At 73.3% G+C, this 25,303-nt stretch carries 15 protein-coding genes; 6 read left to right on the forward strand and 9 right to left on the reverse strand.

Going from position 1 to position 25,303, the window contains the following annotated elements; translation table 11 throughout:
* Window positions 1–57 precede the first annotated feature (57 nt).
* From AC0KTA_RS11025 to AC0KTA_RS11040, 4 genes are all read right to left on the reverse strand, one after another.
* Window positions 58–690 (reverse strand): response regulator, encoded by a 633-nt coding sequence (locus AC0KTA_RS11025; RefSeq protein WP_481054937.1) that lies wholly within the window; start codon window positions 688–690, stop codon window positions 58–60.
* Window positions 680–1,987, reverse strand: a complete 1,308-nt coding sequence (locus tag AC0KTA_RS11030) for a sensor histidine kinase (RefSeq protein ID WP_481054938.1) — start codon at window positions 1,985–1,987, stop codon at window positions 680–682. The genes AC0KTA_RS11025 and AC0KTA_RS11030 overlap by 11 nt, the downstream gene beginning before the upstream one ends.
* 86 nt (window positions 1,988–2,073) lie before the next feature.
* Complete coding sequence (locus AC0KTA_RS11035; RefSeq protein WP_481054939.1) at window positions 2,074–2,862, reverse strand: ABC transporter permease; 789 nt, start codon at window positions 2,860–2,862, stop codon at window positions 2,074–2,076.
* Window positions 2,859–3,824 carry an ABC transporter ATP-binding protein gene (locus AC0KTA_RS11040; RefSeq protein ID WP_481054940.1) on the reverse strand — a complete coding sequence of 322 codons (966 nt, stop codon included), beginning with the start codon at window positions 3,822–3,824 and terminating at the stop codon, window positions 2,859–2,861. The genes AC0KTA_RS11035 and AC0KTA_RS11040 overlap by 4 nt, the downstream gene beginning before the upstream one ends.
* Window positions 3,825–4,124: 300 nt before the next feature.
* Here AC0KTA_RS11040 and AC0KTA_RS11045 point away from each other — a divergent pair, with 300 nt between their 5' ends.
* The 5 genes from AC0KTA_RS11045 to AC0KTA_RS11065 all read left to right on the forward strand — a co-directional run bounded on the left by AC0KTA_RS11045 (window position 4,125) and on the right by AC0KTA_RS11065 (window position 13,996).
* Entirely contained in the window at window positions 4,125–6,074 is a 1,950-nt protein-coding gene (locus AC0KTA_RS11045) for an ABC transporter ATP-binding protein (protein ID WP_481054941.1), read from the forward strand.
* On the forward strand, window positions 6,044–7,999 hold the full coding sequence (locus tag AC0KTA_RS11050; protein WP_481054942.1) for an ABC transporter ATP-binding protein: 1,956 nt from the start codon (window positions 6,044–6,046) through the stop codon (window positions 7,997–7,999). The genes AC0KTA_RS11045 and AC0KTA_RS11050 overlap by 31 nt, the downstream gene beginning before the upstream one ends.
* A 69-nt stretch (window positions 8,000–8,068) precedes the next feature.
* The gene (locus tag AC0KTA_RS11055; protein WP_481054943.1) at window positions 8,069–10,042 is read left to right on the forward strand and encodes an SMI1/KNR4 family protein; all 1,974 of its coding nucleotides are present in this window, start codon (window positions 8,069–8,071) and stop codon (window positions 10,040–10,042) included.
* Window positions 10,043–10,406: 364 nt separating this feature from the next.
* Complete coding sequence (locus tag AC0KTA_RS11060) at window positions 10,407–12,092, forward strand: M4 family metallopeptidase (protein ID WP_481054944.1); 1,686 nt, start codon at window positions 10,407–10,409, stop codon at window positions 12,090–12,092.
* Between the two features lie 260 nt (window positions 12,093–12,352).
* Window positions 12,353–13,996: a M4 family metallopeptidase gene (locus tag AC0KTA_RS11065; RefSeq protein WP_481054945.1), complete on the forward strand. Its 1,644-nt coding sequence runs from the start codon at window positions 12,353–12,355 to the stop codon at window positions 13,994–13,996.
* Window positions 13,997–14,202: 206 nt separating this feature from the next.
* Here AC0KTA_RS11065 and glgP read toward each other — a convergent pair whose 3' ends face one another.
* The 5 genes from glgP to AC0KTA_RS11090 form a co-directional block, all read right to left on the reverse strand.
* Window positions 14,203–16,833, reverse strand: coding sequence for an alpha-glucan family phosphorylase (gene glgP, locus AC0KTA_RS11070; protein WP_481054946.1), 2,631 nt, complete (start codon window positions 16,831–16,833; stop codon window positions 14,203–14,205).
* A 163-nt stretch (window positions 16,834–16,996) separates the two neighbouring features.
* Window positions 16,997–19,405, reverse strand: coding sequence for a protein kinase domain-containing protein (locus AC0KTA_RS11075; RefSeq protein WP_481054947.1), 2,409 nt, complete (start codon window positions 19,403–19,405; stop codon window positions 16,997–16,999).
* 70 nt (window positions 19,406–19,475) lie between these two features.
* The gene (locus AC0KTA_RS11080) at window positions 19,476–22,076 is read right to left on the reverse strand and encodes a serine/threonine-protein kinase (RefSeq protein ID WP_481054948.1); all 2,601 of its coding nucleotides are present in this window, start codon (window positions 22,074–22,076) and stop codon (window positions 19,476–19,478) included.
* Between the two features lie 131 nt (window positions 22,077–22,207).
* Window positions 22,208–22,729 carry a hemerythrin domain-containing protein gene (locus AC0KTA_RS11085; RefSeq protein ID WP_481054949.1) on the reverse strand — a complete coding sequence of 174 codons (522 nt, stop codon included), beginning with the start codon at window positions 22,727–22,729 and terminating at the stop codon, window positions 22,208–22,210.
* 360 nt (window positions 22,730–23,089) lie between these two features.
* Window positions 23,090–23,599 carry a nuclear transport factor 2 family protein gene (locus AC0KTA_RS11090; protein WP_481054950.1) on the reverse strand — a complete coding sequence of 170 codons (510 nt, stop codon included), beginning with the start codon at window positions 23,597–23,599 and terminating at the stop codon, window positions 23,090–23,092.
* 391 nt (window positions 23,600–23,990) lie between these two features.
* On the opposite strand from AC0KTA_RS11090, the gene AC0KTA_RS11095 reads away from it, so the two are divergent.
* Window positions 23,991–25,199 (forward strand): S8 family peptidase, encoded by a 1,209-nt coding sequence (locus AC0KTA_RS11095; RefSeq protein ID WP_481054951.1) that lies wholly within the window; start codon window positions 23,991–23,993, stop codon window positions 25,197–25,199.
* Window positions 25,200–25,303 lie beyond the last annotated feature (104 nt).

Consider the following 25,303-nt stretch of genomic DNA (forward strand, 5'->3'; position numbering starts at 1 on the left):
GGGGGGAGTCGCGGCCGCGAGGACCGGATTCCGGCCTCGGCCGACGTGGCCCCGACGTCAGCCGAGGATGCCGCGGCCGTACGCCGCCGCGACGGCCGCGGCACGGTCCTTGGCGCCCAACTTGCCGTAGATATGGGTGAGATGGGTCTTGACCGTGGCTTCGCTGATGAAGAGCTCCTTGGCGATGTCGCGGTTGGACGTGCCCTTGGCGACGAGTGCGAGCACTTCCCGTTCGCGGGAGCTCAGCGGCTCGTCGCCGGGGGCACGTACGCGTTTCACCAGGCGGGACGCGATCGCCGGTGACAGCACCGTGCGGCCTTCGGCGGCGGCGCGGACTGCGGTGAACAGCTCGTCGCGCGGGGCGTCCTTCAGCAGATAGCCCGTCGCGCCCGCCTCGATGGCGGGGAGCGTGTCGGTGTCCGTGTCGTACGTGGTGAGCACCAGGACGCGGGTGCGGGCGCCGCGCCGGGTGAGCTCGGCGATGGCGTCCACTCCGCCGCCGCCGGGCATCCGCAGGTCCATGAGGACGACGTCCGGGTCGAGCCGGGCGACCAGCTCGACGGCCCGGACGCCGTCGGCCGCCTCACCGAGGACGGCGAAGCCCGGCGCGGACTCGAACATGCCGCGCAGGCCGTCGCGCACCACGGGGTGGTCGTCCGCGACGACGAGGGTGATCACATCAGCGTTCATCGCCCACCAACGGTACGCGCGCCGATATGGCCGTGCCGCCGCCGGGCTCCGACTCCACGGTGAGGGTGCCCGCGATGCGCTCGGCGCGGGCACGCATGCCGGCCAGGCCGAAGCCGCCGGAGCGGGTGCGGGCGGGCGCCGCGAGCGGGTCGAAGCCGCGGCCGTCGTCGCGGACGTCCAGGGCGACCTCGTCCGCCATGTACGACAGGGTGACGCCGAGGCGGGTGGGGGCGGCGTGCCGGGCGGCGTTGGACAGGGCTTCCTCGACGATCCGCAGCAGGGTCGCCTCGACCTCGTCGTGCAGGGGTTCGGCGGCGCCGGTGAGGGTGAACTCGGCGCGCACGCCCGTGCGCTCGCCCCACGCGGTGACCGTCTTGCCCAGCGCCCGGGGCAGCGCGTCGTGCTCCAGGGCGACCGGGGCGAGGTTGTGCACGGAGCGGCGGGCTTCGCCGAGGCTGTGCCGGGCGAGGGCGGCGGCGCGGTCGAGGTGCTCGCGGGCGAGGCGCTCGTCCGGGCTGTTCGCGACGACCTGAAGCTGGGCGATGATGCCCGCGAGGCCTTGCGCGATGGTGTCGTGGATCTCGGCGGCGAGGCGTCTGCGCTCGTCGGCGACGCCCGCTTCGCGGGCCTGGACGAGGAGTTGGGCGTGCAGCGCGGCGTTCTCGTCGAGGGCCTGCTGGAGGGCGGCGTTGGTGGCTTCGAGCTGGTCGATGGTCTGTTCCTGGAACCGGGTGCGCTCCTCTTCCTTGTGAGCGATGTGGGAGAAGACGGCGAGCAGCCCGACGTTGGCGGCGAGCATCGCGCCGAACAGCATCCAGGCACCCGTTCCGCGCGGCGGGAGCCCGCCCGACTGGCCGCCCGCCATCACGACGGCGGTGGCGAACAGGCCGACGGGGACCAGGCGGCGGGCGAGGAGGCGCTCGGAGCCGAAGTACCCGGTGACGGCGTAGAACACGAAGAACGGGTTCAGCCAGGACAGCGTGAAGGCGAAGGCCCAGCGGAGGAAGTAGTACGCGGTGCCCGCGCGGGAGGGTCCGGGCCGGGTGCGGGCGGCGAGGGTCCACCAGACCTGGAGCAGGACGGCGGCGGCGACGAGCCCGGCGGCCGCGCCCCACTCACCGCGCCCCATGCCCACGGTCTCGGCGGTGGCGGCGGCGAGCAGGGTGGAGAAGGCGAGCAGGGTGAGCGGGCCCCACCGGTGGAACAGCTCCCAGCGCTCGTCCACCAGGGCCGTGGGGGACGTGGCGGATGCGGGGGACGTGGGAGGCATCGCGGCCGCCGGGGACGTGGGGGTCATGACTCCAGTTTCCTGGAGGCTGCCGCCGGTGACCTGCCCGTCCCTCGTTCGGGATCGAAGCGCAGGGGCACCCGGCGCGCCCGCCGTCACTCCCACCGGAACCACCGGGCCGCGGCCGTGGTGAGGGCGGCCGTCCACAGGACGAGGACGCCGAGGTGGACGGGGCCGGGCCAGTCGCCCGCGGCCGCCTGGTTCAGCGCCTCGGCGGCGGCGCCGAACGGGAGGGCCTCGACGACATGGGCGAGCGCGTCCGGCATCGCCCGCACCGGCAGCCAGACCCCGGCGCTGAACATCATCGGGAAGAACACCGCGGAGCCGACCGCGGTGGCCGCCTTGGAGGTCCGCGCGAGCGCCGAGACCAGGGCGCCGAGCGCCAGCGCGGAGGCTATGGCGAGCAGCAGGGCGACCGCGTACCCGACGCCCTGGCGGGGCAGGGGCACGTCGAAGGCGATCCGGCCGACCGCGAGGGAGAGCAGCGCGGAGCCGAGGGCGGCGGCTCCGTGCAGCCCCATCTGCGCGCCGAGCACGGCGGAGGGGCGCACGGGGGTGGCTGACATGCGGCGCAGGATGCCGCGCTCGCGATACCCCGTGACGACGGGCGGCATCGCCTGAAGCCCGGACATGATCATGGCGAGCAGCACCGTCACGGGGACATAGGCGTCGACGAGCCGGATGCCGCCCAGGTCGTCCTGCGCCTCGCGGAACGACGGGATCGAACCCAGGATCACGAGGAGCAGCGTGGGGAAGACCATGACCCAGAACAAGGAGCCCGGTTCACGCCGGAACAGGCGCAGCTCGGCCTTGAAGACGGCGCGGACGGCGCGGGTGGTGTGGGTGCCATGGGTGGCGTCGGAGAGGGGGGCTGCGGTGGTCATGCCGGGGCTCCGTGGTGTCCGGGGCGGGCGGTGGGCGGGTGCCGGTCGGCGCCGTCGGTGCGGCTGTCCGTGAGGTCCAGGAACGCGTCGTCCAGCGTGGCGTCGGTGACGCGGAGTTGGTGGGCCGTGATGTGGTGGCGGGCCAGGAAGGTGAGGAGCGCGTCGACCGTGGCGTCCGTGCCGTTGAGGGTGACGCGGCCGTCCTTCTCCGTGGCGGAGGCGACCCGGGGCAGCGCGGCCAGGTCGGCGGGGGCCAGCGGCACGGACGGCGTGAAGGAGATGACCGTGGAGCTCGCGGTGCGGCCGATGAGGCCGGCGGGGGTGTCGAGGGCGGCCACCCGGCCCCGGTCGATCACCGCGATGCGGTCGCACAGCCGCTGGGCCTCCTCCATGAAGTGGGTGACGAGCAGGATCGTGACCCCGCTGTCCCGCACGTCCTCGATGAGGCGCCAGGTGTCGCGGCGCGCCCGCGGGTCCAGGCCGGTGGTCAATTCGTCGAGCACGACCACGCGGGGGTTGCCGATCAGCGCGAGCGCGATGAACAGGCGCTGCTTCTGGCCGCCGGAGAGCTTGGCGAAGCGGGTGGTCAACTTGTCCGTGAGACCGAGCCGCTCGGCCAGGGGGCGCCAGTCGGCCGGGGTGGCATAGAACGCGGCGTACAACTCCAGGGCCTCGCGGACCGTGAGCTTCGGCTGGAGCTCGCTCTCCTGGAGCTGCGCGCCGAGGACACGCGTGACGCGCATGTGGTCCGCGACCGGGTCGAGACCGGCGACGCGCACCGCGCCCGCGTCGGGCACGCGCAGGCCCTCTACGCATTCGACGGTGGTCGTCTTGCCCGCGCCGTTCGGACCCAGGACGCCGAAGATCTCGCCCTGCTCGACGGCGAAGGAGACGCCGTCGACGGCGGCTCGGCCGCCATAGACCTTGCGCAGGTCCCTGACTTCGATGAGAGGAGGAGGCATGCGACAAGCCTCGCCGCCGAGGCCCCTCCCCCACATCGGCCATCCCGCTCCGCCCGGCATCCTCCGATCGGTTGATGGACCCCTACGACCTCCCAGGTCACGGCCGGTGCGGGCGCGACTCGGTGGGTGATCCGGCGGCCACTCCGGCCGCAATCCGCCGACCACCTCGGCGGCAATCCGCCGGCCACCCCGGCCGCGATCCGGCGGGCCACCCGGCACGCGTCCTAGGACCAGCGGCCGACCCCGGCCGGTCCAAAACTCGGTGGGCTCTGTCAGTGGTGAAACGTAGGCTCGCCCCTGATGCCGACGATTCATGCACCTGCCAAGGAACCCGGCGGCCGGTCCGCCGTCCGGACGCTCAGCCGACTGTGGCCCTATGTGCGCCCCGTCCGAATACGCCTGTTCAGCGCGGCATTTGTCGCCGTCGTGGCGTCGTGCACGGGTCTGGTGTTCCCGCTCGTCCTGAAGTGGATGGTGGACGGTCCTGTGGCCGACCGGGACACCGGGGGCGTCTGGCTCGGCGCGCTGCTCCTGCTGGTGCTCGGCATCGCGGAGGCACTCCTTTTCGGCTTCCGGCGCTGGCTGGTGGCGCGGCCGCTCGCGAGCGTGGAGGCGGCGATGCGGGCGGACCTGTTCCGCCATCTCCAGCGCCTGCCCGTCGCGTTCCACGACCGGTGGGCGTCCGGCCAGTTGCTCTCGCGCGGCACGACGGACCTGATGCTGCTGCGCATGTTCCTCGCGTTCCCGCTGACGTTCCTGGTGGTCAACGGCGCGACGATCGCCGTCGGCATGGCCATTCTGCTCGCCCAGGAGTGGACGCTCGGCCTGGTGCTGCTCGCCCCCGTGCTGCCGATGGTGGCCTTCCTCGCGTACTTCGAGGGGCGGTACGCCGCCGTGGCGCGGCGCGCGCAGGACCAGGTGGGCGACCTGACGACCGTCGTCGAGGAGAGCGTGCTCGGCATCCGGATCATCAAGGGCTTCGGGCGGCACCGCAGTCAGGCGCGCGCCTTCCGCGAGCTGTCGCGCACGCTGCGCGGCACGGAGCTGGTCAAGGCCCGGCTGCTCGCCGCGATCTACGGCGTCATCATGACGCTGCCGGAGCTGGCGATCGGGGCGGCGCTCGTCCTCGGCTCGGTGCAGGTGGCCGACGGCGGGCTCTCGACGGGCACGCTGGTGGCGTTCCTGTCGACGGCGCTCGCGCTGCGCTGGCCGGTGGAGTCGATCGGCTTCCTGCTGGCGATGAGCCAGGAGGCGGCGACGGCGACGGAGCGGTACTTCGAGGTGCTGGACGCGGAGCCGGAGACGGAGACGAAGGCGAAGACCGCGTCGGGGTCGGGGCCCGGCGCGGTCGGTGAGACCACGGGTGCCCCCGTCCCGGCGCCGCGCACGGCGGGCGCCGCGGCCGCCCCCGTACCCGTCCCGGCGCCCCGAAAACCCGGCGTGCCCGCGGCTCCTGCTTCCGCCCCGGTCCCCATCCCCGCCCCCGACCCCGCCCTCGCCCTCGCCTCCGCCGACGGCATCCGTTTCGACGCCGTCGAGTTCCGCTACCCGGACGCGCCGGACGACGCCCCGCCCGTCCTGGAGCGGATCGACCTGCACATCCGCACCGGCGAGACCGTGGCGCTCGTCGGCGCCACCGGCAGCGGCAAGACCACGCTGACCGCCCTCGTACCCCGCCTGCACGAGGTGACCGGCGGCCGCATCACGCTCGACGGCGAGGACATCGCGGCGATGGCACGCGCACGCGTGCGCGCGCTGGTGTCCATGGCCTTCGAGGAACCGACCCTGTTCTCCGCCTCCGTGGGCGAGAACGTCCTGATGGGCGCCGGCGGGAGCGCGGCCGACGGAGCGCTGGAGCGGGCCCTCGCGGTGGCGCAGGCCGAGTTCGTGCACAGCCTGCCGCAGGGGGCGGACACGCAGGTCGGCGAGCAGGGGCTGAGCCTGTCGGGCGGACAGCGGCAGCGGCTCGCGCTGGCCCGCGCGGTGGTGGGCCGCCCCCGGTTCCTCGTCCTCGACGACCCGCTGTCCGCGCTCGACGTACACACCGAGGCACTGGTGGAGGCGGCGCTACGGCGGGTCCTGAAGGACACCACGGCGCTGGTCGTGGCGCACCGCCCGTCGACGGTGCTCCTCGCGGACCGGGTCGCGCTGCTGTCCGGCGGGCGCGTCACGGCCGTGGGCACGCACCAGGAACTGCTGCGGCAGAACGCCGAGTACGCATGGCTGATGTCTGGGGGGACGGACAGGTGACCACGGTCAACGACAAGGACGGGAAGAAGGACGGGAAGAAGGCCGGGGAGAAGGCCGGGCCCGGGGCGGCGGACGAACGCTCAGGGACCCCCGCCCCCTCCACGGCCGCCCTGGACGCCGCCTTCGACCAGGACACCCTGCCCGCTCCCCCGGGCGCCACCCGCGCCCTGCTGCGTTCGCTGCTCGCGCCCCGGCGCGCCCGCGTGGCCGTGGCCGCCGTGCTGCTCCTGGTGCAGCAGGCCGTCATCCAGGCCGGGCCGCTGCTCGTCGCGTACGCCATCGACCGTGCCGTACCCGCCTTCCGCGCGGACGACAACGGCCCGCTGATCGCGGTCGGCGTGGCCTACCTGGCGTGCGCGGCGGCAGCGGGCGCCTTCCAGTACGCCTTCATCGTGGCGTCCGCCCGCGTCAACCAGGACGTGCTCCTCGACCTGCGCGGCCGCATCTTCCGGCACGCGCAGGCGCTGAGCGTGGACTTCCACGAGCGGTACACGTCGGGACGGCTGATCTCCCGTGCCACCACGGACGTGGAGTCCCTGCGGGAACTGCTCGACGAAGGCCTTCAGGAACTGCTCACCGTCATCCTGTCGTTCGTCTCCATCTCCCTGATGCTGCTCTGGCTGGACCTGGGCCTCGGCGCCGTCGCGGTCCTGTCGTTCGTGCCGCTGTACCTGCTCATACGGCTGTACCAGCGCCGCGCGGGGAAGGTCTACCGCGCGCGGTCCACCGCCATCGCCGCCGTCATCGTGAAGTTCACGGAGACGATGAACGGCATCCGTCCGGTGCGCGCGTTCCGCCGCGAGCGGGCCAACGAGGCGCAGTTCGCCGCGCTCAACCACCGGCACGAGCGCACCAACGGCGACGCGCTGCTCGAAATGGCGCGGTACGTGGTGGGCTCGCGGCTCGTCGCGAACACGGCCGTCGCGGGGATCGTGCTGTGGGGCGCGTACCGCGTCGCGCAGGACACCCTCGCGCTCGGTGTGCTCGCCGCGGCCGTGCTGTATCTGCGCCGGCTGTACGACCCGATCGACCGGCTCGGCATGTTCCTCAACTCGGCCCAGTCAGCGGCGGCGTCCCTGGAGAAGATCGCGGGGCTGCTCGCGCAGACGCCGTCCGTCCCGGAGCCCGCGCCCGGCGCCGGGAAGCCGCTGCCCGAGCGCGCCTCCGAACATCCCGGCCGCACCGTGGAGTTCGACGGTGTGCGCTTCGCGTACCGCACGGGCGGGGAGGTCCTGCCGCGCTTCGACCTGACGCTCCCGGCCGGGCAGACCGTCGCCGTCGTCGGCTCCACGGGCGCCGGCAAGTCGACCCTCGCGAAGCTGCTCGCCCGCTTCTACGACCCGACCGACGGCCGGGTCCTCCTCGACGGCGTCGACCTGCGCGACCTCGCCAACGCCGAGCTGCGGCGGGGTGTCGTGATGGTGACGCAGGAGGCGTTCCTGTTCTCCGGGACGGTCGCCGAGAACATCGCGATCGGCCGCCCGGACGCCACCCGCGAGGACGTCGAACGCGCCGCGAAGGCCATCGGTGCCCACGACTTCATCACGTCCCTGCCCGACGGCTACGACACCGACGTACGCAAGCGCGGCGGCCGCATCTCGGCAGGTCAGCGCCAACTGGTCGCGTTCGCCCGGGCGTTGCTTGCCGATCCCGCCGTGCTGATCCTCGACGAGGCCACCAGCTCGCTGGACATCCCCGGCGAGCGGGCCGTGCAGCGGGCGATGGACACGGTGCTTCGCGGTCGCACCGCCGTCGTGATCGCCCACCGCCTGTCGACGGTGGAGATCGCCGACCGGGTGCTCGTGATGGAACACGGGCGGATCGTCGAGGACGGCAGCCCGGCCGAACTCATCGCGGGAACGGGCCCGTTCGCGGAGCTGCACCGGGCCTGGCGGGACAGCGTGGTGAGCGGCGGAACGCCGTAGCGGCGGCCCGCTGGTCCACGTCCTCGCAGGTCAGCGGTCATTGTCAGTGGCGGCTGGCACCATCGCCGTATGACTGAGACGAACGCGAGCACGGGGGCCGGACCGGAGTTCGGCTGGCGGGAGTTCCTGGCGCGGTGGAGCGAGGAGTGGTCCGGCGCGCAGGATCCCGACGAGGAGGGCCTCGACGGCGACGAGGAGGCGCTGCACGCCCGCTGGCTCGGGTTCGCGACCGCGACGCCCGAGCGGATCGCCGCGTTCGAGGAACGTCTCGGCCGTCACCTCCCGCCGTCGTACCGGTCCTTCCTTGAGGTCACCGACGGGTGGCGGCACGCGGGCGGGTTCGTCTATCTGCTCGCGGGCACGGAGCACGCCCACTGGCACGAGGACGCGTCGGGCATCGGCGCCGAGTTCCAGGAGTATCTGGAGGAGGACGCCTCGCCGGAGGAGATCCGGGAGGTCACCATGTGGAGCCGGGCGCTCCAGCTCGACGTCGACTCCGACTGCATGTATGTGCTGATGGATCCCGGGGACGTGGACGAGCACGGCGAATGGGCCGTGTACACATGGGCCCACTGGAGGGCCGCACCGCCCGAACGGTTCGCGTCCTTCTGGGAGTTCATGCAGGACGCGTATCGGGAGTTCCACAGTCTGGCGGCGGGGCGCGACGAGGGGCCGGAATTCGCCAATGCCACGACCGAGGCACTGGACACGGCCGTCGACGAGGCCCGGCAGGCGGCGCTGGCCGGGGAGTTCGAGCGGGCAGCCGAGGTATTCGAGGAGGCGGTGGCCTTCGGGCGGCCCCGGGCCGCGGCGCTGCGCGCCCAGTTGGCTCTCTGTCAGGGGGACCAGTCGCCGTCGGGGCTCAGGGCGCTCACGAATGATCCCGCGTACGCCCCAGAGGTGCTGCCCGTCCTCGCGGCCATGGGCCCCCGGGGCAGACCGCACGACGACTCCTGGACCAGGCACTACGTCGGGGCCGAACTGAAACCGGCGGCGAAGGAGGCGGCCCGGCAGGCACAGGCGGGGACGTTCCAGTACGAACCGGAGGGACCGTTCGGCGCGGCCGTCGAGACCGCGCGGGACCAGGCGCGCTGGGGTGAGCACGACGCGGCCTGGCGGACCCTGCTCGCCGCCCTGCCGCGGTGGCGGCCGCTGGGGCCCGACCACTTGGCCCCGATAGCCCTGCTGGCCGACCCACTCCTCGGGCCACTGCTCACGCCGGAGCGGGGCCGGGCCCTGCTGGCCACCCCGAGGGGCACCGCCGCCGCGGAGGCGGCCGGCGCTCCGCGCGCGGTGGCCGACCAGGAACCGGGAGGCCTTGCCTGGCTGGCGCAGGAGGAGGGGAACGGCAACGACCGGGCGTACCGCTTCGTCCTCGTCGAGGGCGTGCAGCCGCCCGAACTGCCCGCGCTCGTCGGAGAGGACGAGGGCACCGCGTTGCACGAGCCGATGACCCGGTGGGAGGCGCGGTCCAAACTGTGCAACAGCGGGGAGAGTTCGCCCTACGACGACAAGGCGCTGGCCGCCGTCGGCAGGGCCGGGCCCGGCTGGAGCTTCGCCTTCGACGGGGACCCGAGCCCGTTCTACGCGCCCCGGTTCACGTCCCCGGCCGCCGCCGCGTCCCGGGACGGCCGAGCGGTGGTCGTGTGGGCGGAGCCCGACCGCACGTACACGTCCGGGGCCCTCTTCCACCTCTCCGTCGCGGAACACGGCGAGGAGCTGTACGCGTTCACGGTCCAGGGCGACCAGGTCGACCGCACCGGGCACATCCCGGCATCCCTGGACCCCGACCGCTTCTTCGGCCCCGCAGCCGAACGGCCCGAACCCGAACAGCCCGGCGCAGCCGCCGCCTTGGCGGCCGTCGCCGCCGAGTTCGGGGTGTCCCTGCCGCGCTCCGCGCTCACCCACGGCCGCCTGCACACCTTCACCACCCGCTCCTGGACCCGCCCGCCGGGCCCCGGCGAAACGTACGCAGTCATCCGCATCGGCCCACTGCAGCCGGCCCCGGAAGCGTCCAGGGGCGCGGGTGCGGGCGGGGGATGAAGCCCGTCCGGCGTTTGAGGACGAGGGCCGAAGGCCCGAAAAGGCAGGGGGAGCGGGGGCGCAGCCCCCATAGGGTGGCTCGCCCCAGGCCCCCGCCCCACCGCGCCCCGCGAGAAACCGCACCCCCGCGAGACCCCGCATATCGGACACAAAAATTCGGGCACCGAACGTAATCCAGCCAATGTGGGTTTACTCACCTGACATGTCCCTGTCTCGAATGGCACTCTTCCCCTCACCAGTCGCACGCGCGCTCGCGCGCCCGCGGCTCACGGCACCACGTACTGCCCTGCTCCGCCCCGGACGGTCACCGCCGTCCGGTTGCCCCCTGGCCGCTCGATCAGCGGTCGCGCAGAAGGAGTCCGTGTTGAGCAGCAACTCCCCCACACCCCGCAGACGTACCGCCCGCAGGCGGGCCACCGCCATCGGCACCTTCACCGCCGTCGCCGCCCTGTTGGGCATGGCCGTGCAGGCGGGCACCGCCACCGCCGACGGGCCGTCCACCGGCACCAAGGCCGACGCCGGCGCCCTGCCCATGAAGCTCTCCCCGTCGCAGCGCGCCGAGCTGATACGCGAGGCGGACGCGAGCAAGGCCGCCACCGCCGACACCCTCGGCCTCGGCGCCAAGGAGAAGCTCGTCGTCCGCGATGTGATCAAGGACCGTGACGGCACCACGCACACCCGCTACGAGCGCACCTACGCCGGACTCCCCGTGCTCGGCGGCGACATGGTGGTCGCCACCGACAAGGCAGGCAAGGTCACGGACGTCAACCGCGCCTCCAAGGCCCGCCTGACGGGCATCGACACCGGCGCCGACGTCAAGCCCGCCGCGGCCGAGAAGCAGGCGCTCGGCGCCGCGAAGGCCGAGAAGTCCACGAAGACGAAGGCCTCGCAGGAGCCGCGCAAGGTCGTCTGGTTGGTCGACACCAAGGGCGGCGCGCCCGTCCTCGCGTACGAGACCGTGGTCGGCGGCCTCCAGAACGACGGCACGCCGAACGAGCTGCATGTCATCACGGACGCCGCCACCGGCAAGAAGCTGCGGCAGTGGCAGGCCGTGCACAACGGCACCGGAAACACGATGTACAGCGGCCAAGTCACCCTGGGCACCGCCCAGTCGGGCTCGCAGTACACGCTGTCCGACACCCAGCGCGGCAACCACCGCACGTACAACCTCAACCGCGCCACGTCCGGCACCGGCACCCTGTTCAGCGGCCCGGACGACGTGTGGGGCAACGGCCAGCCGACCAACATGGAGACCGCGGGCGCCGACGCGCACTACGGCGCGGCCCTCACGTGGGACTACTACAAGGGCGTGCACGGCCGCAACGGCATCCGCAACGACGGGGTCGGCGCGAGCTCCCGCGTGCACTACGGCAACAACTACTCCAACGCGTTCTGGTCGAACGGCTGCTTCTGCATGACGTACGGCGACGGCGCGGGCAACGTCAAGCCGCTCACGTCCATCGACGTGGCCGCGCACGAGATGACCCACGGCGTCACGTCCGCGACCGGCAACATGCAGTACAGCCGCGAGCCCGGCGGCCTGAACGAGGCGACCAGCGACATCTTCGCCGCCGCGGTCGAGTTCAACGCCAAGAACGCCTCGGACGTCGGCGACTACCTCGTCGGCGAGAAGATCGACATCCGCGGCAACGGCACCCCGCTGCGCTACATGGACAAGCCGAGCAAGGACGGCAGGTCCCTGGACTACTGGAGCAGCAACGCCGGCAACGTCGACGTGCACTACTCCTCGGGCATCGCCAACCACTTCTTCTATCTGCTCAGCGAGGGCAGCGGGAAGAAGGTCGTGAACGGCGTCTCCTACGACTCGCCGACGTACGACAACAAGCCCGTGACCGGAATCGGCATTGACAAGGCCGCCAAGATCTGGTTCCGCGCGCTCACGACGAAGTTCAACACGACCACCAACTACGCGGCGGCGCGCACCGGCACCCTCGCGGCCGCGAGCGAGCTGTACGGCGGCACGGGCAGTGCCGAGTACGCCGCGGTGGCCAACGCGTGGGCGGCGGTCAACGTCGGTTCCCGGCCGTAGCGAAGGCACCGTACGGGGGCGTCGCCCCGACCGTCCGGCGGCACCAACTCCCCGGAGCGACACCCCTGTTCACCCACCGTTCGCATTACGGACCTTGACCATCGGCCAACGAACGTAATTTGGCCAACATTCAATCAAGGTCCTGACATGTACCTGGCCCAAATGGCACGCTTCCCACGCACGGCACACGAACACCGCACAGCACTTCCGGCCCGGGTGGTCCCCCATGCCACCCGGGCTCCCCCACACAAGGAGCCTGCGTGACCCCCCACATATCGAGGAAGCGCTCCACCCTGGCCATCGCCACCGCTGTCGCCGCCGGAGCGCTGCTCACGGCCGGTCTTTCCACCGGCGCGTCCGCACAGCAGGACGTCAGCAACACCAAGGCCGACACCCCGTCCGCCTCGCCCATGCAGCTCTCCGCCTCCGTCCGCGCGGGCCTCATCCAGGACGCGGAGACGAAGACGGCGGCCACCGCCGAGAAGATCGGCCTCGGCGCCAAGGAGAAGCTGATCGTCAGGGACGTCGTCAAGGACCGCGACGGCACCACGCACACCCGCTACGAGCGCACCTACGCCGGACTGCCCGTCCTGGGCGGCGACTTGGTCGTGCACACCGCCAAGAACGGCGCGGTCAAGAGCGTCAGCAAGGCCACGAAGGCGTCCGTGAAGGTGGCGTCCACGAGCGCGAAGCTCGCGCCGAAGGCGGTCGCGAAGTCCGCCGAGTCGACGGCGGCGAAGACCGGCGAGACGAAGAAGGCCGACGCCAACGCGCCCCGCAAGGTCGTCTGGGCCGCGCAGGGCAAGCCCACGCTGGCCTTCGAGACCGTCGTCACCGGCACTCAGAAGGACGGCACGCCGAGCGAGCTGCACGTCATCACGGACGCGGCCACCGGCAAGAAGCTGTTCCAGTACCAGGCCGTCGAGAACGGCAAGGGCCACAGCCAGTACAGCGGCGACGTCGAGGTGGGCTCCACCAAGAAGGGCAGCGGCTTCGAGCTGACCGACGGCGGGCGCGGGAACCACAAGACGTACGACCTGAACCACGGCTCGGGCGGCGGCAAGATCTTCACCGACGCGGACGACACCTGGGGCACGGGCAAGCCGGCCGACACCCAGACCGCGGGCGTCGACGCCGCCTACGGCGCCGGTCTCACCTGGGACTACTACAAGAACGTGCACGGCCGCAGCGGCATCAAGGGCGACGGCAAGGGCGCCACGTCCCGCGTGCACTACGGCAACAACTACGTCAACGCGTTCTGGCAGGACTCCTGCTTCTGCATGACGTACGGCGACGGCGAGGGCAACGCGAAGCCGCTCACCTCCATCGACGTGGCCGCCCACGAGATGACCCACGGCGTCACCTCGGCCACCGGCAACATGGAGTACAGCGGAGAGTCCGGCGGCCTGAACGAGGCGACCAGCGACATCTTCGCCGCGGCCGTCGAGTTCAAGGCGGACAACGCCCAGGACAAGGGCGACTACCTCATCGGCGAGAAGATCGACATCAACGGCGACGGCTCCCCGCTGCGGTACATGGACAAGCCCTCCAAGGACGGCAACTCGCTGGACTACTGGGACTCCAACGCCGGCAACGTGGACGTCCACTACTCGTCCGGCATCGCCAACCACTTCTTCTACCTGCTCAGCGAGGGCAGCGGCGCGAAGGAGATCAACGGCGTCAAGTACGACAGCCCGACCAAGGACGGGGCCAAGGTCGAGGGGATTGGGCGCGAGAAGGCCGAGAAGATCTGGTTCAAGGCCCTCACCGCGTACTTCACCACCACTACGGATTACGCGCAGGCGCGCAAGGACACCGTGAAGGCTGCCGGTGACCTTTATGGGGCTGACTCTGCGGAGCAGAAGGCTGTCGCGGCCGCGTGGGCCGGGGTGAACGTTAAGTAACCGGGCCCCTGGGCCTCTAAAGCCGGGCGGCATCCGGGGGAACGAACCCTCGGATGCCGCCCGCACCATGTTCTGTTTCGTCTGCGGGGTGGTGGGGGCTGGTCGCGCAGTTCCCCGCGCCCCTTAGGGAAGCTCCCTTGCCGCGCGCATTCCCTTGCCGCGCACATCCCTTTACCGCGCGCATTCCCTTACCGGACGCATCCCGCCTACCTCATCAGTACCCCCGCCGCCTCCCCCGTCGCCTCCGAAGGCACTGCCACCAAGCCCAGTTCCGCACCGTCGGCGAGCAGTCGATGGGACGGGAGGATGCGGACCGTGTAGCCGAACGGGCCTGTGCGGTCCAGGGTCAGGGGGCCCTCGTACAGGAGGCGGCCCTCCGTGTCGGGGGTGCTCGCGGGCTTCAGGGGGACCGGGGTGGCGTCGGCGATGTGGTCCTCCGGGTCTACGCGGCCCGCGATGGCCTGGACCTCGACGTCGTCGGGGGTCAGTTCGCCGAGCTGGACGCGGACCCGGAGGGCGAGGGTGGCGCCGAGTTCGGCGGTGGTGCCGACGGCGGAGGCCTCCACGTGATCGACGGCGACGCCCGGCCAGGCCGCGCGGACCCGGGACTTCCAGGCGGCGAGCCCAGCGGCGGCGTCCGGCGCGAGCATGCGGTGGGCGCGCGCCGCGGGGACGTACAGGCGCTCCACGTACTCGCGCACCATGCGGCCCGCGAGGACCTTCGGGCCGAGCCGGGTGAGGGTCCTGCGGACCATCTCGATCCAGCGGTCGGGCAGGCCGCCGGGCCCGTGCTCGTAGAAGCGGGGTGTGACGCGGCGCTCCAGGAGGTCGTACAGCGCCGCGGCTTCGAGGTCGTCGCGGCGGTGGTCGTCGGTGGCGGCGCCGTCGGCCGTGGGGATGGCCCAGCCGAAGTCGGGCTCGAACCATTCGTCCCACCAGCCGTCCAGGACGGACAGGTTGAGGCAGCCGTTGAGCGCGGCCTTCATGCCGGAGGTGCCGCACGCCTCCAGCGGCCGCAGCGGATTGTTCAGCCACACGTCGCAGCCCGCGTACAGCTTCTGCGCCATCGCCATGCCGTAGTCCGGCAGGAACACGATGCGGTGGCGCACGCGCGGGTCGTCGGTGAAGCGCACCAGGTCCTGGATGAGGCGCTTGCCGCCGTCGTCGGCGGGGTGCGCCTTGCCCGCGACGACGATCTGCACGGGCCGCTCGGGGTGGGTGAGCAGCTCCATCAGCCGGTCCTGGTCGCGCAGCATCAGCGTCAGTCGTTTGTACGAGGGGACGCGGCGGGCGAAGCCGATGGTGAGGACGTCGGGGTCGAGGACCTCGTCGATCCAGCCGAGTTCGGCGGTGGCGGCGCCACGCTGCCGCCACGACACGTGCAGCCGCCGCCGCACCTCGTCGACGAGCTGGGCGCGCAGTTCGCGGCGCAACAGCCAGATGTCGCCGTCCTGGATGTCGGCGACGGCGTCCCAGCGCTCGGAGCCGCCGACGGACAGCGCGCGGTCGGTGCGCTCCTGGCCGATCTGCCGGGCGCCGAGGCGGATCACCTCGGGGGCGACCCAGGTGGGCGCGTGCACGCCGTTGGTGACGGAGGTGATGGGCACCTCCTCGGGGTCGAATCCCGGCCACAGGCCCTGGAACATCTCCCGGCTGACCTTGCCGTGCAGCGTGGACACGCCGTTGGCGCGGCGCCCGAGCCTGAGGCCCATGACGGCCATGTTGAAGAGGTTCGGCTCGCCGCCCGGATAGGTCTCCATGCCGAGGCGAAGGACCAACTCCGCGTCGATGTCCGGCAGTTCGGCGGCCGGGCCGAAGTGGTGGGCGACCAGTTCGCGGTCGAAGCGGTCGATGCCCGCGGGCACGGGGGTGTGGGTGGTGAAGACGGTGCCGCCGCGCACGGACTCCAGGGCGGCGTCGAAGTCGAGTCCGTCGCCGACGAGTTCGTGGATGCGCTCGAGGCCCAGGAACCCGGCGTGGCCCTCGTTGGTGTGGAAGACCTCGGGTTCGGCGTGCCCGGTGAGGCGGCAGTACGTGCGCACGGCCCGTACGCCGCCGATGCCGAGCAGCATCTCCTGGAGCAGCCGGTGCTCGCTGCCGCCGCCGTAGAGCCGGTCGGTCACCTCGCGTGCGCCGGGGTCGTTCTCCTCGACGTCCGAGTCGAGCAGAAGCAGCGGTACGCGGCCGACCTGCGCCTGCCAGACGTGCGCGGCGAGGGCCCGGCCGCCGGGCAGGGCGAGCCGCACCTGGGCGGGGGTGCCGTCGGCCTCGCGCAGCAGTGACAGGGGCAGCTCGTTGGGGTCGAGCACGGGGTAGTGCTCCTGCTGCCAGCCGTCGCGGGTCAGGGACTGCCGGAAGTAGCCGTGCCGGTAGAGCAGTCCGACGCCGATGAGGGGTACGCCGAGGTCGCTGGCCGCCTTCAGATGGTCGCCGGCGAGGATGCCGAGCCCGCCGGAGTACTGCGGCAGGGCGGCGGTGACACCGAACTCGGGCGAGAAGTAGGCGATGGCGGCGGGCAGTTCGCCGTCGGCCTCGGCCTGCCGCTCCTGGTACCAGCGCACCCCGGTGACGTACTCGCGCAGATCGTCGGCGGCCTCGCCGAGCCGCCGCAGGAAACCGTCGTCGGCGGCGAGCTCGGCGAGCCGCGCGGGCGGCACGGAGCCGAGCAGCCGCACGGGGTCGCCGCCCGAGGCCCGCCACAGCACCGGGTCGACGTCGCGGAACAGATCGCGGGTCCCGGCGTGCCAGGACCAGCGCAGATTGCGGGCGAGCTCGGCGAGCGGGCCGAGGGGGGCGGGGAGCACGGGACGTACGGTGAATCGGCGGATGGCTTTCACGGGGCACCTCTGTCGGAGGACGGACGTGTCGGCTCGACGGTAGGGGGTCGCGCCGCCCCGCCACCACGGCGCGCGCGACGCGCCCTGGGGGCACGGGCGTCGACCCCCGCCCGGTCAGGGCGCGTGCTCCACCCGGTCAGGGCGCGTGCTGAAGCCCGCCCCGTCAGGGCGCGTGCCCGGAGATCACCTTCCCGTCGACCGTCGTGAAGACGGCACCGCCGGCGTACAGCGGCTGGCTGAAGCGGGCGAAGCCTGAGTCCACGCCGCTGGCGTCGCCCCTCGGGACGTTCTTGCTGCGCAGGGTGTCGACGTCTCCGTCGAGGCGCAGGCCGCGCATCTCGGCGTCACCCGTGGACAGCACCCGGTCGTCCGCGAGGGCGAGGGTGTTGAGCCCCGTGGGGGCGCCGTAGCGCCAGAGGCGTTTGCCGGTGCGCCAGTCGTAGCCGCTCAGGTGGTGGTCGACGGTGGGGTCGTCGTTGCTGGTCGCCACGACGAGGACGCCCGCCGCGCCGACCACGGGCCGGGGCCCGGCGGGCTCCGCGTCGGGGGCGAGGACGCGCCGGGTCCGCAGGGTGTCCGGGTCGAGCTCGCGCAGGCCCGCGCGCCCGTCGCTCCAGCACACCAGCGCGGACGGGTTGCGCAGCAGCAGCTGGCCGCAGGGGACTTGGGCGGTGCGGACGACGGCGCCGGTCTTGGCGTCCAGGCGGACGACGGCGCCCTTCTCCAGAGCGGTGAACACCCGCCCGCCGTGCACGGCGAGGGACCTGGACGTCTTGGGCAGTTCCTTCGAGTGCCACAGCTCGCGGCCGTCGGCGGCGGAGCGGGCGCGGATGACGGTGCTCGCGGGCGGGCCGTCGGGGCCGTAGCCGCCGAAGCGGAACTCGGCGACGTACACCACGCCCTTCGCGTACGCCATGGCGAGCACCCCGGAGTTCCCCTCCGCCCGCTTGCGCCAGCGCTCGGTGCCGGTGGCCACGTCGACCTTGGTGACGCCGAGTTCGCTCGGTACGAAGACGGCGCGGCCGTCTGCGGCGGCCTCGGGCGCCACCGTGTGCAGGCCGGTCAGGCCGACCTCGGCGCCGCTGAAGCCGCGCGTCGTCCACTTGTGGCGGCCGCTCGCCGCGTCGAAGGCGGCGGCCGCGCCCTTGCCGTCGCGGCACACCAGCGTGTCGTTGGCCAGGACGCAGCCGTCGCCCTGGGCGTCCAGGCCCTTGGGCCGGGGCACCGACCAGGGCTTCCAGCCCTTGGGGCGGGCGGCGGCGCGGGTGGCCTCGGGGCCCTGGTCGCCGGAGAGGAGGGCGCTGCCGTACTGGGTGACGACGCGCGGGCCGCTCGCGGTCTTGTCGCCGCCCTTGCCCGCGCCGCCGTCGCTGCCGGAGGAACCGGCTCCGTTCGCGCCGCCCGCCGAGCCGCCGGCACCGCCGTCGCCCGGCAGCAGCACGGCGGCGACGGTCACGGCGGCGACGGCGAGCGCGGCGGCGGTGATCCAGGGCCAGCGGCGGCGCGCGGCCGGGGCCGGTGCCTCCGCAGTGGTGGCGAGCGGAGCCGGAGGAGGCGGCGTCGGCAGGCGCGGCGCTCCCCCGGTGACGGTGTGCGCCTCCGCCAACCCCTCCGCGACGGCGCCCCGTTCGCACCGTTCCACGGCCTCGCGGTGCTCGGCGAAGAGGGACAGGACCTCGGCGGGCCAGGGCACCCCTGCCGCCCTCGCGGCCCCGGTCCCTTCGAGCCGCCCCGCGAGCTCCGCCGCCGTCGGCCGGTCGTCCGGCGCGGGCGCCAGGCAGGCCGCCACGGTCTCCCGCAGCCCGTCGTCCTCCGGCACCCCGGACAGGTCCGCGTCGCCCTGCGTGATGCGGAAGATGACGGAGGCGAGCTCCTGGTCGTCGAAGGGGCCGCGCCCGCTCGCCGCGTACGCGAGCACCGAACCGAGCGCGAACACGTCGGACGCGGGCACCACGGCGTGGCTGCCGAGGAGTTGTTCGGGCGCCATGAAGCCGGGCGTGCCCACGAGCATGCCCGCCGTGGTGAGGGCCGTCGCGTCGAAGGCCTGCGCGATGCCGAAGTCGATGAGCTTCGGCCCGTCCGGTGTGAGCAGGACGTTGCCGGGCTTGAGGTCGCGGTGCAGGACCTGCGCGAGGTGCACGGCGCCGAGCGCGTGCGCGAGCCGGGCACCGATACCGCGCACCGCGGCGCCGGGCAGCGGCCCGCATCGCCGCACGGTCTGCCCGAGCGCGGGCCCGGCCACGTACTCGGTGGCGAGCCACGGCACCTCGGCGTCCGCGTCACCGTCGAGGAGCGCCGCGGTGCCGGGCCCGGACACCGCCCGTGCGGCGGCTATCTCCCGGCGGAAGCGGACCCGGAACTCGTGGTCGATGTCGAGGTCGGGCCGCACGGTCTTCACGGCGACGAGCGGCGCGCCCGGCACGGCCCGCGCATCGGACCGCGCCCTGGGCCCCGTCCCGGCCCGCGCCTCGGGCCGCGCGAGGAAGACCTCCCCCATGCCGCCCGCGCCGACGCGGGCGAGCAGACGGTAGGGGCCGACGCGGCGCGGCGGCCCGCTGAGCGGTTCGAGCAAGGGGTCTCCAGGTGTGGGGGGGCAACGGCAGTGCGAGAGGGGCGGGTTCAGGAGGAGATGAGTACGGAGTTCACGAGGGGATGCGTACGGACACGACCGTCCCCTGGTCGTAGACGATCGTCGCGACACCGCCCAGCGGAAGGACCATCGGCGGCCGCAGGTGGTCGGCGATGACGGTGCCGAGGTCGTCCCCCTGCTTCGGCGCGCGGTTGCCCGGCGCGCCCGGCACCCGCAGGGACCGCACCTCGCCGGACGCCTTGAGCGGCACCGTGCGCAGGGTGGTGTTGTCGGCGGACAGGGCCCGGTCGCCGATGAGCAGCGGCGGCGAGGACACGCTGCGCTCGATCTGGTCGTCGACGACGGACATCGGCTCCTTGCGCGTGATCCGCCCCTTTTTCGACTCGGCGACGACGAGTTGGCGACGCTGGACGTCGTACGCGGCCGCGTTCTCGGGGCCGACCGCGCTGACGACGACGTCCGGCGCCACCGTCCCGTCCGCCTCGACCGGCGGCGTCTTCAGGCCGAAGGCGCCCTCGACGGCGAAGGTCTTGGCGTTGAGCCGGGTCACACGGGTCTGCGGATCGTCGGTGGCGTCACCGAGGCCGGACCTGCCGGTGAGCACGGACGGGCACACGATCTGCGCGCCGACGGCCATTACCGAGCGGCACTGCGCGTCGTCGTACGCCTCGCCCACACGCGCGCCGGTATTGACGTCCAGGGCGACGAGGCCCTCCTTGGCGTCGGTGTAGACCCGCCCGTGCCGGACGACTTCGGCGCCGTACTGGCCGTTCTGCTCGGCGCCCGCCAGGTCCTCGGTGCTCAGCGGCGCCGTCCAGCGGGGGGCTCCGCCCTTGAGGGGGTACGCGATGAGCTCCGCCCCGCGGAAGCCGCCGCTGCCGGAGGGCTTGGCCTCGGCGGCGACGAGCAGCAGGCCGTCGCCGATCAGGGCGCGCGTGAAGAAGCGGCCGTCCGGCGGGCTCGCGGACCACCGCACGTCGCCGCTCCGCGAGTCGCGCACCTGAAGGCGCCCCTTGTGGGCGATGACGGCGGTGCCGCCGCGCACGACCGGCGCCAGGCTGTCGCCGGGTACGAACAGCTTCCCGGAGGGGCTGATGTACGCCTCGCCGCCGGTGTCGCCGTCGGCGCCGGTGCGGCCGTCGGAGGCCCACAGGCGCTTGCCGTCGGCGGCGCCGAGGGCCTCGTACGTGCCGTTGGTGAGCAGGCAGACGACGGCGCGGGTGTCTGCGGCGCAGTTCATCGGCGCGTGCGAGAAGGCGCCGCGCCACGGCTTCCAGCCCTTGGGCCGCTGCTCCGCGAACTGCGGGACGAGGCCGCTGCGGTCGTCGGTTCCCTTCGCGTCCACGCCCGCGGACGCGACGAGTTGGACGGGCGACAGCGGGCTGGACGGGGTGGCGCCGGGGCGCGCCGTGTCGCCCTTGCCTCCCCCGTCGTCGCCGGAGTCCGGCCCGAGCAGCGCGAGCAGGGCGCCCACGGCGCCTCCGGCCACGGCGACGGCGGCGATGACGGCGAGCGCGGTGCGGCGGCGCCGGGGGGCGGGGGCGGCGGGGAGGGTGGCGACGGAGGGCGAGGCCGCGCCCATGGTGGGCAGATCGTGAGGCGACGAGGGCGGCGGTGTGCCGGGCGCGGTGGGGGCGTTGAACGCGGTGGGGGTGGGGATCTGCCCAGGTGGTACGGCGGGCTGCGCGGGCAGGGGAAGCAACGGCCGCCCGGCGGCGCACAGTTGCTCGACGTCGCGCCGCACCTCGCCGATGGCCTCCAGGACGGGGGCGGGCCACCCGAAGTCACCGCCGCCCCCGCCGCGCAGGGCCCTGAGGCGCTCGGCGAGTTCCTCCGGCTCGGGGCGTGCCGCCGCGTCGACAACCAGGCACGCGGCGAGGACGTCCCGCAACTCCTCCGGTACGCCGTCGAGTTCGGCCTCGGCGCGGGACACCCGGTACAGGACGGCGGCCACGGGCCCGTCGCCGAACGGGTCGTGCCCCGTGGCCGCGTACGCGAGCACGGAGGCGAGGCAGAAGACGTCGGACGCCGCCACCACGTGCCGTCCGCCCGCGACGTGCTCGGGCGACATGAAGCCGGGGGTGCCGACAAGCAGCCCGGTGGAGGTCATCGTGGTGGCGCCGGGGGTGCGCGCGACGCCGAAGTCGATGAGCTTCGGCCCGTCGGGGCCGATGAGGACGTTGGCGGGCTTCAGGTCGCGGTGCAGGGCCCCGGCGGCGTGCACGGCGGCGAGCGCCTCCGCCATGGCGGTGCCGAGCGCGGCGACCCAGGCGGCGGGCAGCGGGCCGTGCCGCCGCACCGCTTCGGCGAGGGTGGGACCGGGCACGTACTCCGTGGCGAGCCACGGCTGTTCGGCGTCGGCGTCACCGGCGACGAGTCGCGCGACGTACGGGCTGGTGACGGAGCGGGCGACGGCGATCTCCCGGCGGAAGCGGGCCCGGAAGGCGGGTTCGCCCGCGATGTCGTTGCGGACGGCCTTGACGGCGACGAGCTCCCGCGGGTCGTACGAGCCCGCCGGCGCACCGGCCGCCCCCTGCGGTCCCGCACCGGCCGCCCGCTGCGGGACGGCGAGAAACACCTCGCCCATGCCGCCCGCGCCGAGCCGGGCTATGGTCTCGTACGGCCCTGTCCGGCGCGGGGACGATTCCCTCAACTGACCGATCATCCCGCCCCGTCCCTCTGTTTTCCTGTGCTCGCAGCCGTGTGCGCCGGGCCGGCCGTACGGCCGTCACCTCACGAAACGCCCCGGCAGACTACTCGCTTCACAGGGAGCCCGACAGCTCGTCAGGCTGATGGTCCCGGCGGCGGGAACGGCACATCGGCGAGGACCGGGACCAGCCAGGCCTCCTCGTACTCCAGGTGTGCCGTCAGCTCTCCCGCCATGCGGTCGAACTCCGCGAGGAACACGCCGGGGTCGGCCGTCGCGAGGTCCGCGAGCAGGGCGACCAGGCTCTCCTTGATCCGGGCGATGGCACGGTGTTCCGCGCCGAGCCGCTCCAGGGTGGGCCGCAGCTGCGGGTGGTACTGCGCGACGCCGGGGAAGACGTGGTCGTCCTCGCTGGTGTGGTGGAAGGTGAGCGCGTCGCAGAACTCCAGGCAGCGCTGCCGGATCTGCAGGCCGAGCCCCGGAGCGGGCGGCTGCCCCGGCCCCTGGTGGGCGGCGCGTTCGGCGAGGTGCGCGGCGGCGTCGGCGCGCAGGTGGACCAGCTCGCCGCGCAGCCAGTCGTGCACTTCGAGGAGTTTGTCGGCGAGGGTGTGGATCTCTCGGGGGGTCTGCTGTGCGGGTTCGGATGTGGGCGTGGGCATGCGGAAGAGGCACTCCAGACAGGTGTGGTGCGGGCGCGGCGGGCTACGCCCCCAGGGTGCGAAGGCTGGAGGGGGCGCGGCACGGAGGCCCGCGAAGGAAGGGTGGCTCGGGGTGCGGTCGCGCTCAGGCCGGAGTGGCCCGGCGCGCGGGCGCGGTCACGTCAGAGGCGTGGCGCCGCGGCACGGCGAGGTGAAGTGAGTACGCAAGGTCATGTCCCTTGGTGAAGGCGCTCGCCCGGTCACCGGCCTGCCCACTGCTCTCTGGCCGGTGCCACGCGGCACGCGCCCATTACAGACGCCGTTCCCGCGCCCTGTCAACGCGGAACGACCACCGCCGGCCACCCCCGGCCACCACCCCCGCTACGCCCCGACGTGCTCCTCCCCGCACGCCGCCGCGATCGCCGCCGTGTCCCAGTAGAACGGCCACACCTCCGTGATCCGGCCGTCCGCGACCGTCACGGTCTGCAGGATCGGGAAGGCGAGCTCCCGCCCGGTCGCCCGTGCCCGGGCCCGGATCTCGCTCCGTACGACGACGGTCCCGCCGTCCGCATCCGGGCCCCCGCCCACGAGGAACCGCTGTTCCCCGATCTCGAACTCCGCCCAGGCGGCGCTCATCGCGAGGAAGAACCGCTCCATGCCGTCGTGCCCGCGCCACGTCCCGCCGTACGGCAGGGCGTCGGCCTGGTGCAGGACGACGTCCGGGGCGAAGTAGGGCGCGAGCAGGTCGAACGAGGCGCGGCCGGGGCCGCCCGCCGCGAGGTAGCGGGCCTCGGCGGCGTACATGGCGGTGAGCACGGCGCGCGGGCCGGTCGGGTGCGGGGGCGTGAGCGAGGGCGTAGGCGTAGGCGTAGGCGTAGGCAAGATCGTCATGGCTCACAGGGTCACCGGACCCGCCACGCCCCGCTGGCGGTCTTCGGACGTCGTCCCCGACGGGGAACGGGGACGACGGGGACAACGGGGCGGTGGGGCGACAGGGCGGTGGGTCGGCACCCGCCCTCGCCCCCGCCGGAGTCCGGACTGCGGCGGGGGTCCGGTGCGGGTTGCCGCCCTGGGCCCTGACTGGATCATCGGGCACCGCGAAAACCCAAGTCAATCCTAGGATTTGCTGGCATACACCCAAGCTCTGCCTTGGAGTTGGGGCGAGTTGACCATGATTCGCGACGGTATGGCCGCTTCCACCGCCTGGGACTGGCTTGTCTGGTCTTGTCGTGGTGACCCCCGCACGAGACGCTCGGGGTACTCAGGGGAGGGAATCCGGCACATGACTGGACCACGCACAAGACACTTACGCCTCACGGGAGTTGCGGCGGCGTTCGTCACGGCGGCGGCGCTGTCGGCCGTCCCGGCGCCCGCGCACGCCGCGCCCCCCGCCGACGCAGGCCCCCGGATCGGCTACATCGTGACCCTCGCGCCCGGCACGAAGGCCGCGTCCGCCGCGGGCCGGGACCTCGCCCGGACGTACGGGGCGAGCATCGACCGCACGTACAGTGCCGCCCTCAACGGCTATGCCGTGCGGGCCGACGCGGGCCAGGCACGCCGGCTCGCCGCCGACCCGGCGGTCGCCGGGGTGGTCCCGGACGCGCAGGTGCGGACGGGCGCGCGGGTGCAGCAGGTACAGACCGGCGCGCGGCAGCAGAATCCGCCGTCCTGGGGCCTCGACCGCGTCGACCAGAAGCGGCTGCCGCTCGACAGGTCGTACACCGCGCCGCGGCGGGCGGGCGCGGGCGTCACGGTGTACGTCATCGACACCGGCGTGCGCACCTCGCACCGGGACTTCGGCGGACGCGCCAGGTCCGGCCGGGACTTCGTGCAGAACGACGGCGTGGCACAGGACGGCCACGGCCACGGCACGCATGTCGCCGCGACCGTCGCGGGCACCAAGTACGGCGTCGCGAAGAAGGCGAAGATCGTGGCCGTGCGGGTCCTCGACGACGAGGGCGCGGGCACCACCGCGCAGGTCCTCGCGGGCATCGACTGGGTGACCCGGCACGCGAAGAAACCCGCGGTCGCCAACCTGAGCCTCGGCGGCCCGCCCAACGCGCAGCTCGACGCGGCCGTGCGGGCCTCCATAGCGTCCGGCGTGACGTACACGGTCGCGGCGGGCAACGAAGGGGACCGCGCGAGCCTGTCCTCGCCGGCCCGCGTCGAACAGGCCATCACGGTCGGCGCCACCGACCGCCGCGACGCCCGCGCCCCGTTCTCCAACTGGGGCACCGCACTCGACCTGTTCGCACCCGGCGTCTCGATCAGGTCCGCGTCGATCAGGAACGACGGCGCCGCCGCCCTCTCGTCGGGTACGTCGATGGCGGCACCGCACGTCGCGGGCGCGGCCGCGCTGTATCTCTCCGGGCCTCCCTCGGCGAAGCCGGCCGGGGTCGCCAAGGCGCTCACCGGGCGGGCGGTGACGGGACGGGTGTCCGGTGCCGGTTCCGGCTCACCCGACAAGTTGGTGCAGGTGGACGGCCTCTAGGTGGCAACTACCGGCCGTGGCTCGCCGGTTGTGGACCGGTTCCGTCCATCCGGGCGGGGCCGGTCCGCGCATGTCTTGTCGCGCTTTCCACGTGATCGGTCTTG

The organism is Streptomyces sp. Y309 (assembly GCF_056712025.1).